Annotated in this window: 6 protein-coding genes; 3 read left to right on the forward strand and 3 right to left on the reverse strand. The window is 73.0% G+C overall.

Annotated features, from left to right (window positions below; translation table 11 throughout):
• Nucleotides 1–111: 111 nt before the first annotated feature.
• A complete protein-coding gene (locus ACFVGO_RS29310) occupies nt 112–1,830 on the reverse strand; it encodes an enoyl-CoA hydratase-related protein (protein WP_380635023.1) in 1,719 nt (572 codons plus the stop codon).
• A 183-nt stretch (nt 1,831–2,013) separates the two neighbouring features.
• Complete coding sequence (locus tag ACFVGO_RS29315) at nt 2,014–2,937, reverse strand: DUF4231 domain-containing protein (RefSeq protein WP_359905728.1); 924 nt, start codon at nt 2,935–2,937, stop codon at nt 2,014–2,016.
• A 131-nt stretch (nt 2,938–3,068) separates the two neighbouring features.
• On the opposite strand from ACFVGO_RS29315, the gene ACFVGO_RS29320 reads away from it, so the two are divergent.
• Nucleotides 3,069–3,518 (forward strand): VOC family protein, encoded by a 450-nt coding sequence (locus ACFVGO_RS29320; protein WP_359905731.1) that lies wholly within the window; start codon nt 3,069–3,071, stop codon nt 3,516–3,518.
• A 76-nt stretch (nt 3,519–3,594) separates the two neighbouring features.
• Here ACFVGO_RS29320 and ACFVGO_RS29325 read toward each other — a convergent pair whose 3' ends face one another.
• Nucleotides 3,595–5,055: an NCS2 family permease gene (locus ACFVGO_RS29325; protein WP_359905734.1), complete on the reverse strand. Its 1,461-nt coding sequence runs from the start codon at nt 5,053–5,055 to the stop codon at nt 3,595–3,597.
• A gap of 188 nt (nt 5,056–5,243) precedes the next feature.
• Between ACFVGO_RS29325 and ACFVGO_RS29330 the strand changes: the two genes are divergently transcribed.
• The gene (locus tag ACFVGO_RS29330) at nt 5,244–5,570 is read left to right on the forward strand and encodes a DUF2530 domain-containing protein (RefSeq protein WP_359905737.1); all 327 of its coding nucleotides are present in this window, start codon (nt 5,244–5,246) and stop codon (nt 5,568–5,570) included.
• A 52-nt stretch (nt 5,571–5,622) separates the two neighbouring features.
• Nucleotides 5,623–8,082 carry an HAD-IC family P-type ATPase gene (locus ACFVGO_RS29335; protein ID WP_380635026.1) on the forward strand — a complete coding sequence of 820 codons (2,460 nt, stop codon included), beginning with the start codon at nt 5,623–5,625 and terminating at the stop codon, nt 8,080–8,082.
• Nucleotides 8,083–8,184 lie beyond the last annotated feature (102 nt).

Consider the following 8,184-nt stretch of genomic DNA (forward strand, 5'->3'; position numbering starts at 1 on the left):
CCCGAGCGGGCGTCCGGCCGGGCCCCCCACCCCGGCCGGGCGCCGCCCGTCCCCGCTCCCGGTATCCCCGCGGTCCCCGCCTCCGGCCCCCGCCGGGGCCCGGGCCGGCCGTTACGGCTGTCCGGGCCGCCCGAGCAGCCCCGCCACGTGCTCCGGCGTGGCCACCGGGCAGACCTTGTGCACGAAGTCCCGCCGCAGCGCGTGGTACGGCTCGCCCGCCCGGTAGAAGTTGGCGTGCATCCGGCGCAGTTCCTCCGCCCGGTACTCGGCCAGCGGCTTGGCCTCCTCGTCGACCGCGCGGCGGCGCTTCTTGTCCACCAGCCGCCCGGTGAGGTCCGGCGAGGCGGCGATCCGGGCCGCCTCGCGCGCCACCCAGCGGCGGAACCCGGCCGCGTCCCCGCCGACCGTGCGGTCCACCAGGCCGATCCGGCGGGCGTGGTCGGCGCCGACCGGCAGCGCCTCGGCGGTGAGCCGCTCGGCCTGCTCGGCACCGACCCGGCGGGGCAGGGTGTACGTCCAGTACTCGGAGCCGTACAGGCCCATCAGCCGGTAGTGCGGGTTGAGCACCGCCGACTCCCGGCACCACACCTCGTCGGCGGCGAGCGCCGCCATCAGCCCGCCGGCGGCCGCGTTCCCGGCCAGCGCCGCCACCGTCACCTTGTCCGTCGTGGTCAGCACCGCCTCGACGAAGTCGTCCATCGCGTTGATGTTCTCCCAGGACTCCAGCGCCGGGAAGGCCGCGCCCTCGATGACGTTGAGCTGGATCCCGTTGGAGTAGAAGTCCCGGGGCGCGCCGAGCACCAGCACCGAGGTCGGCCGGTCGGCCGCCTCCCGGTAGGCGGTGAGCAGCCGACGGCACTGCTCGGTGCTCATCGCCCCGCCCGCGTGGGCGAATTCGAAGAAGCCGACCTCGCCCTCCTCGCGGTAGCGCAGCTCCGACCAGGTGTCCCGACTGCCCGCCCGCTCCGGGCTCACCGGCACCTCGCGGACCCGGTACAGCTCGTCGGCGAGCACCGTGGCGGCCGGCAGCTTGAAGGTGACCGGCCCGCCGGGGGTGCGGCGCGGGCGCAGCTGCGGTATCCACACCGCGCCGTCCACGGTGGCCCGGCAGATCGCGCCGTCCCGGGTGGCCAGCACGGCGCCGGGCACCGGGCCGCGCAGTTCGTCCTCGGGGTGGCCGCCGTGCAGGAAGAACTCCCGTCCGTACAGCTCGTCCAGGACGCCGGGCTGGGAGTCGGCGGCGCGCAGCCTGCGCAGCACGGTGGCGGTGCCGTCCCGCTCCCAGTCGATCCGGCGTTCCTCCTGGCGCAGGAAGGGGCGCGCTTCGCCGTGCACGTCCGGCCGCGCGTAGTCCAGCGGCTCGGGGGTGAACAGCCCGCCCTCGTACCGCTGGACGGCCAGCAGGACGGCCTCGGTGGCGGCGTCGGCGAGCTCGCCCCGGTACAACTCGCTCTTGCCGCAGGCGGGGACGGGGAACTCGACGGACGCCCAGATGTCGCCGGCGTCCATCTCCGCGACGGCCTGCAGCACGGTGACGCCCCAGCGCTCCACCCCCTCGGTGATCGCCCGGTCGAGCGAGGAGGGGCCGCGGTCGCCCTTGGGGCCCGGGTGCACGATCAGGACGGTCCGGGTGGACCAGATGTCCTGCGGGACGGCCTTGGTGAGCATCGGGCAGACGATCAGCTCGGGGTCGGTGCGGGCCACCGCCGCCCTCATCCGCTCGTCGTCGAGGGCGAGTTGGACGGCGACCTGGTGGCCGCGCTCGCGCAGGGCGGTGTGGACGCGCTGGGTCAGGCTGTTGAACGCGCTGGCGATCAGGAGAATGCGCAAGGAGGGCCTCCGGCGGGAACTGGGGTCGCGCGCAGGCGATGAAACCAGGGCATGGACACGTAATGATTACGGTCCGTACCTGGGCGCTCTACCCTCACGCACCCCGCACACCTGCGCCCCGCGTTTCGCCGGATCTCCCCAAGTCCCCGCTCCGGTCGAGTACTCTCCCCCGCCCGGCCCGGCTCAGCGCGGGAACGCCCTGCGGGCCCGCCAGGTGGTGTGCTCCCGGGAGACGGCGTCCTCGGCCTCGGCGGCCAGCCGGGCCCAGCCCGCCTCGGCGTCCGGCGCCCGGAGGTCGAGGTCGGACAGCTGGTTGCCGACGTTCTCCAGCTCGCGCGCGGCCAGTTGGTAGGCGGCGGCCAGCGGGCCGAGCTGCTTGAGCTGCGTCCAGGCGATGATCGCCGCGGCCGCGGCCGAGGTGGCGCCGAACAGGTGCACCGGCAGCGCGCCGGTGGCCTGGGCGACGGCCGCCGCGGCACCGACGATGATCAGCACCGCGACGCCGAGCCCCCAGGAGACCGCCTGCGAGTCGCAGGCCTCGGCCCGGGAGCGGTACCAGGTGCGCTGGCCCTCGACCCGGGTGCGCAGGTAGAGGGTGCGCCGCGCGGTCAGGCTCTCGGCGCGCCGGCGGCGCATCTCCGGGGTGATCTCGGCGACGCTGCCGGGCGGCACGATCTCCGGGTCCTCGAAGGCCCGCAGCACGTCCTCGACCTGGAGCAGGTAGCCGCGGTCGACGTCCGCGGACTCGGCCGGGCCGTCGAACGGCCGGGCCCGGACGGTGTACTTCCAGGCCAGCGTCTTGACCGACTCGGCCGCCGCCCGGGCCTGGTACCAGCGGCCCTGCGGGTTGCCGCGGCGCAGCCGGGACCAGAAGTAGCCGGCCACCAGGAAGGCGGCGACCGAGAACAGCGGCCAGACGTCGAAGTCGCCCTTGTCGTCCGGGCCCGGGAACGACCCGATCACAGCGGCGACCACCAGCATCGCGATCAGTCCGCGGTACCAGCGCAGCGTCTCGCGCTGGCCGTCCAGCGAGGCCTTGTCCGTCGTCCAGAACAGCTCCGGCAGCAGCTGTGCCTCGACGCCCCCCGGCGGATCCTGTTGCACCATCGGTCGAGTCCCCTCCCCCTTCTCCGTCCAGGCAGTATTCCCTCCGCCAACTCGCCTACACGAGTGCCTTTTTGACAACTTCTGACGGCCGGTCGTTGCCCGCCCTCCCGGTAACCGGTAAAAACGGTTACATGCCGCTGCACTGGAAGCTCGTCATCGACTGCGCCGATCCGCACCGCCAGGCCGCCTTCTGGGCCGCCGCCCTGGAGTACAGGCAGGAGGACCACGGCGCGCTGATCACCCGGCTGCTCGCCGCCGGCGCGGTCGGCCCGGATGACCTCACCGAGCTGGACGGCCGCCCGGCCTGGCGCTCCCTGGCCGCCGTCCGCCACCCCGAGGACCCGTTCGATCCGGCCTCGGACACCGGCCTCGGCCGCCGTGTCCTGTTCCAGGCCGTCCCCGAGCCCAAGCGGGGCAAGAACCGCCTGCACCTCGACGTCCACCCCGGCCCGGGCGAGCGCGAGGCCACCGTCGCCCGCCTCGGATCCCTCGGCGCCACCGTCCTGCGGCACGTCGAGGAGCCCGGCGGCGCCTGGACCGTCATGCGGGACCCGGAGGGCAACGAGTTCTGCGTCCACTGACCGGACGGCCGCCCCGGAAACGCCGGAGCCCCGCCCTCCCGGAACCGGGGGGACGGGGCTCGGTCGGCGTACGGCGTCAGAGCAGGCCGAAGGCCGGCATCAGGTAGTAGAAGGCGAACACCGCCGCCACCGCGTACATCGGCACGGGGACCTCCCGGCCGCGGCCGGCGGCCAGGCGCATCACGCAGAAGACGATGAAGCCCATGCCGATGCCGTTGGTGATGCTGTACGTGAACGGCATCATCACGATGGTCACGAAGGCCGGGATCGCGATCGTGTAGTCGGCCCAGTCGATCGACTTGATCGAGTTGGCCAGGATCAGGAAGCCGACGGTGACCAGGGCCGGGGTGGCGGCCTGGGCCGGGACCATGGTGGCGAGCGGGGTGAGGAAGAGCGCCACCACGAAGAGCAGGCCGGTGACGATCGAGGCGAAGCCGGTCCGGGCGCCCTCGCCGACGCCGGCGGTGGACTCGACGAAGCAGGTGTTGGCGGAGGCGGAGGTGGCGCCGCCGGCCGCGGTGGCGATGCCGTCGACCATCAGGACCTTGTTGATGCCGGGCAGGTCGCCCTTCTCGTCCAGCAGGTGGGCCTCGTCGGCCACGCCGAGGATGGTGCCCATCGCGTCGAAGAAGCAGGACATCAGCACGGTGAAGACGAAGAGCAGGCCGGTCAGCACGCCGACCTTCTCGAAGCCGCCGAACAGGCTGACCTTGCCGACCAGTCCGAAGTCCGGCGCGGAGACCGGGTTGCCCGGCCAGGTCGGGACGGTGAGGCCCCACTTGGCCGCCGGGACGTCGGCCACCTTGTCGATGACCGCGGCGAGCGCCGTGGAGACCGCGATGCTGATCAGGATGGCGCCGGGCACCTTGCGGATCAGCAGGACCAGGGTGAGCAGCAGGCCGACCACGAAGATCAGCACCGGGAAGCCGAGCAGGTGCCCGTTGCCGCCGAGCTGGAGCGGGACGGTGGTGTGGGCGGCGTCCGGGATGCGGCTGACGAAGCCGGAGTCGACCAGGCCGACCAGGCTGATGAACAGACCGATACCGATCGCGATCGCCTTGCGCAGGCCGAGCGGGACGGCGTTCATGACGCGCTCGCGCAGACCGGTGGCGACCAGCAGCATGATCGCGAAACCGGCCAGCACGACCATGCCCATGGCGTCCGGCCAGGTCATCTTCGGAGCGAGCTGGAGCGCCACGATCGTGTTGACGCCGAGGCCGGCGGCCAGGCCGATCGGGACGTTGCCGATGACGCCCATCAGCAGGGTGGTGAGACCCGCGGTGAGGGCGGTGGCGGTGACCAGCTGGCCGCTGTCCAGGTGGGCCCCGGTGACGTCCGTGCCGCTGGCCAGGATGATCGGGTTCAGCACCAGGATGTACGCCATGGTGAAGAAGGTGGCGACACCACCGCGGATCTCGCGCGGCAGGGTGGAGCCGCGCTCGCTGATCCGGAAGAAGCGGTCGACGGCGCTCGTGGGGGGCTTCGGCGCGGCGTCGGCGGGTTCGGGCGACTCGGTGGTCGGCTGGACCACAGGCATGCGTGCGTCCTCTGTGGGGGAGCTGAGGAGAGGGTGGGGGACGCCCGGGGCGACGGTGGCCGGGCGCAGATCTTTAAGTATGGTTTCCCGATCGCACACGCGCTATCTTCGCGCGTAGAGCCTGCGGGGGGCCTGCGGGGCGTCCCGGCACCCGCGCGGCCGCCCCACCGCACCGTACGCTAGACCCCATGCCCAAGACGCCGCTGCACCCCTCGCCCCCTCCGCTGGAGGCCAACGACGTCGCCATCGTCGGCGGCGGCACGGTGCTGTGGTTCATCGCCTTCCTCGCCCTGCTCCCCTTCCAGGGCAGCCTCTCCGCGCACGGCCACGGCACCTGGCCCTGGATCTGCCTCTCCGGCGGCCTGCTCGGCCTGATCGGCCTCTGGTACTGCCGCGCCCGGCGGGACGCGATCGCCCGCAGCCGCGCCGCCGAGGCGGCCGGACCGGCACCGGGGCACACGGCCGAACGGGCGACCGGGGACGACGGCCAGGGTCCGGCCACCCGGTCGGACTGAATGGTCCTTTAGTAGCACGCACCGGACATAAGGCGCCCGTAGAGTCGGTGCCATGACGCAGCCTGCCCAGCCAGCGGAAGAGCGGCCGACCGACGAAGACCGCCCGGACGGAGCGCACCCCCTCGGCCTGCTGCCCGGCCGACGCGGCGGCCTGACGGCCTCCGAGGTGGCCGAGCGGGTCGCGAAGGGTCAGGTCAACGACGTCCCCGTACGGTCCAGCCGGTCCACCCGGGAGATCGTCCGGGCCAACGTCTTCACCCGCTTCAACGCGATCATCGGCGTGATGTTCGGGATCATCCTGATCGTCGGTCCGATCCAGGACGGCCTGTTCGGCCTGGTCATCGTGGCCAACACGGCGATCGGCATCATCCAGGAGCTGCGCGCCAAGAAGACCCTGGACAGCCTGGCCCTGATCGGCGAGGCCCGACCGCAGGTCCGCCGGGACGGCGCCGTCCAGCAGATCGGCGTCTCCGAGATCGTCCTCGACGACACCGTGCTGCTCGGCATCGGCGACAAGGTGATCGTGGACGGCGAGGTCACCGAGGCGGACGGCCTGGAGGTCGACGAGTCGCTGCTCACCGGCGAACCCGATCCGGTCCTCAAGCAGCCCGGCGCCCAGGTGATGTCCGGCAGCTTCGTGGTGGCCGGTGCCGGTGCGTTCACCGCCACCAAGGTCGGCCGCGAGGCCTACGCGGCCCAGCTCGCCGAGGAGGCCAGCAAGTTCACCCTGGTGAAGTCGGAACTGCGCTCCGGCATCGACAGCATCCTGCGGATCATCACCTACCTGCTGATCCCCACCGCCCTCGGCCTGATCATCAGCCAGCTGGCCGTCGAGGGCCGGGACTGGCGGGAGGCCGTGCGGCGCATGGTGGCCGGCATCGTGCCGATGGTCCCCGAGGGGCTGGTGCTGCTGACCTCGGTCGCCTTCGCGATCGGCGTGGTCCGGCTCGGCCGCAAGCAGTGCCTGGTCCAGGAGCTCCCGGCGATCGAGGGCCTGGCCCGGGTGGACACCGTCTGCCTGGACAAGACCGGCACCCTCACCGAGGGCGGCATGGACGTGATCGACCTGCGGGTGCTCTCCGACGGGGAGCCCGGCGCCGTCGCCCCGGAGACGGTCAAGCACGCCCTGGCCGTGATGGCGGGCGCCGACGCCCGCCCCAACCCGTCCATGCAGGCGGTCATCGACGCGTACGGGCGCGGCGACGACGGCGCCCGCTCCGGCCACGACGGCTGGCGGGTGATCGAGGCGATGCCCTTCTCCTCCGCCCGCAAGTGGAGCGGCGTGCAGCTGCTGGAGCCGCAGGGCGGCGAGGCCAGCTGGCTGCTCGGCGCGCCCGACGTGCTGCTGCCCGCCGGACACCCGGCGCTGGCCGAGGTGGACGAGCTCGGCGCCCGGGGCCTGCGGGTGCTGCTGCTGGGCCGCACGCCCGTCCCGCTGGACTCCCCCGACCCGGCGGCCGACCTCACCCCGCTGGCCCTGGTGGTGCTCCAGCAGCGGCTGCGCTCGGACGCCGCCGAGACCCTGCGCTACTTCGAGAGCCAGCGGGTCCGGGCCAAGGTCATCTCCGGCGACGCGGCGGTCTCGGTCGGCGCGGTGGCCGGCCACCTGGGCCTGCCCGGCGCCGACCACCCGCTGGACGCCCGCTCCCTGCCCTCCGATCCGGAGGAACTCGCCGAGACCGCCGACCGGACCAGCGTCTTCGGCCGGGTCACCCCGCAGCAGAAGCGCCAGCTGGTCGGGGCGCTGCAGTCCCGCGGCCACACCGTGGCGATGACCGGCGACGGCGTCAACGACGTGCTCGCCCTCAAGGACGCCGACATCGGCGTGGCGATGGGCACCGGCTCCGACGCCACCAAGGCGGTCGCCCAGATCGTGCTGCTGAACGACTCCTTCGCCTCGCTGCCGTCGGTGGTGGCCGAGGGCCGCCGGGTGATCGGCAACATCGAGCGGGTCGCTTCACTCTTCCTGGTGAAGACCGTCTACTCGGTCCTGCTGGCGCTCCTGGTGATCTTCACCCATTCGCCGTACCCGTTCCTGCCCCGGCACTCCACCGTGCTGTCCTCGCTGACCATCGGCATCCCGGCCTTCTTCCTCGCGCTCGCCCCCAACGACGAACGGGCCCGCACCGGCTTCGTGAAACGCGTGCTGCGGCTGGCGATCCCCGGCGGGGCCATCGCCGGCACCGGCACCTTCGTCGCCTACTCGCTCGCCCGCGCCGACCACGCGACCGACCTCAAGGCCGACACCAGCGTGGCCACCCTGACGCTCTTCCTGATCGCCCTCTGGGTCCTCGCCATCGTCGCCCGCCCCTACAACTGGTGGCGCCTGCTGCTGATCGGCAGCATGGGCGGCGCCTTCGCGCTGGTGCTGCTGGTGCCCCCGCTGAAGTCCTTCTTCGACCTCTCCCTGGTCGGCTACCGCGACCCGCTGATCGGCGTCGCCATCGCGGTGGTCTGCGGCATCGCCCTGGAGATCACCTGGCACTTCATGAAGCGCCGCGGCATGGAGTGACCCGCCCCGGGGGGGCGGCCGGCGGGGGGGGGGCGAGGGGGGGGGGGTTGAACCCCGCAACCGGGGGGGGGGGAGAGGATCTGGGGGGAGGCCGGTCCGCTT

Source organism: Kitasatospora sp. NPDC057738 (assembly GCF_042798815.1).
GTDB classification, from domain to species: domain Bacteria; phylum Actinomycetota; class Actinomycetes; order Streptomycetales; family Streptomycetaceae; genus Kitasatospora; species Kitasatospora lactacystinica.

Bases quoted from the DNA above. Each gene is read 5' to 3' on its own strand.
- ACFVGO_RS29315 (WP_359905728.1), bottom strand. From the start codon at position 2,937: ATGGTGCAACAGGATCCGCCGGGGGGCGTCGAGGCACAGCTGCTGCCG.
- ACFVGO_RS29320 (WP_359905731.1), top strand. From the start codon at position 3,069: ATGCCGCTGCACTGGAAGCTCGTCATCGACTGCGCCGATCCGCACCGC.
- ACFVGO_RS29325 (WP_359905734.1), bottom strand. From the start codon at position 5,055: ATGCCTGTGGTCCAGCCGACCACCGAGTCGCCCGAACCCGCCGACGCC.
- ACFVGO_RS29330 (WP_359905737.1), top strand. From the start codon at position 5,244: ATGCCCAAGACGCCGCTGCACCCCTCGCCCCCTCCGCTGGAGGCCAAC.
- ACFVGO_RS29335 (WP_380635026.1), top strand. From the start codon at position 5,623: ATGACGCAGCCTGCCCAGCCAGCGGAAGAGCGGCCGACCGACGAAGAC.